General features: G+C 33.0%; 1 protein-coding gene. It reads left to right on the forward strand.

Annotation, left to right across the window (positions count from 1 at the left end; all coding sequences use genetic code 11):
- The coding region (locus tag BA053_RS06185) for a hypothetical protein (RefSeq protein ID WP_065106875.1) at window positions 1-1,283 on the forward strand (1,283 nt) is incomplete at both ends.

Below are 1,283 nucleotides of genomic sequence, written 5' to 3' on the forward strand. Positions count from 1 at the left end.
AGAGGATTTATCTAAGCTCTTTAAGGAAAAATCCAGAAACATAAGTAAAGCATTTTCTAGCGAAACAATTAAGATCAGTACTATTCGCTCGAGAAGTATTGAAAGTAATATACAAGAATTTTCATTTGAGCTAACAGCAACAGATAAAGACACCTTTAATATAAGATTATTTCGAATAAACTCTTTAATTAATTTTTTCAAAATCTGCCTTTCCCGGGAAAAAAATTTTACAGCCAACATAAAAGTGCCCAAAGAAAGCAGTGAACTATATAATAACTACTGTAAAACTAACAGTTATAAAACTGTAGAAGAATTCGTAAATAGTGCTCCGCCTCAAATCCTTCTGCAGGGCACAACGATAACGCTACAAACAGACGTTGAAAACATTAACCTGGACAACTTGTACCAAATCGAGTTATTTCTAAATGAAAAGCTACAACATGCAGAAAAAACTGAAAATGAAGACAAAAAAGAACAGAGTGAAACTAACCAAAAAAATGCACAAAATAAACAAATCGTACCAGTTACAGGCTCATTTGGCTTCGATGTAACAAATAATGGAAAACAAGTTACACGTGTTTCGATAGTAGTTGCTGCAATGCATGAAAACGTTTTCTGGTTTAGATCTTTTTTCTGTCTACCCAATTTTTTTAATACGTCACAATTCTTTTCCCAACAATTGCCAAAATTTTCTATACAGAGCAACAATATACCATTTGGTGTTATTCCAGCGTTTGACCAGGAAAAAAGAAACATGGATCCAAGTAGTCAAGCTACTCGGATGACAGGGGGTAGTATAGAAAATCCAATACCTCAAGAAGCAGAACAGAATGTAGGTCAAACTACTTCGCACACAGAGTATTTTAAGGCTAACAGAAAAAAGAAGTCAAAAAAGCAGACCAAAGAACTATCAGAGAAAGAAAAACCATTAGCCATAAAACAAGCACAAAATGATGCTAGAGTAGCTATGATAGATAACCAAATTGAGCACAGGGGGAAAAAACTCGATAAAATATTTATTGAAGTGATGAGTGGATACAAAAATCAAGATCCAGAAACATTTTGCAATATTTTCAGCTCAGTATTCAATATTGTTTACTTTCAAGATAAACAATTACATGCAATATTAGAGCCAGGCGAGATATCAGAAGTATTACAGATACTCGAAAGGCCACAACCTCTTAGTAACTCACTTTTAGGTAAAGAATATTTACAAAAACAAGTATATAGAAAAAAAGAGCAATTGCTTAAATTAGTTTCAGGTGTTTATATACAACAACCTT

It is taken from the genome of Wolbachia endosymbiont of Nomada ferruginata, assembly GCF_001675785.1.
GTDB lineage: Bacteria > Pseudomonadota > Alphaproteobacteria > Rickettsiales > Anaplasmataceae > Wolbachia > Wolbachia pipientis.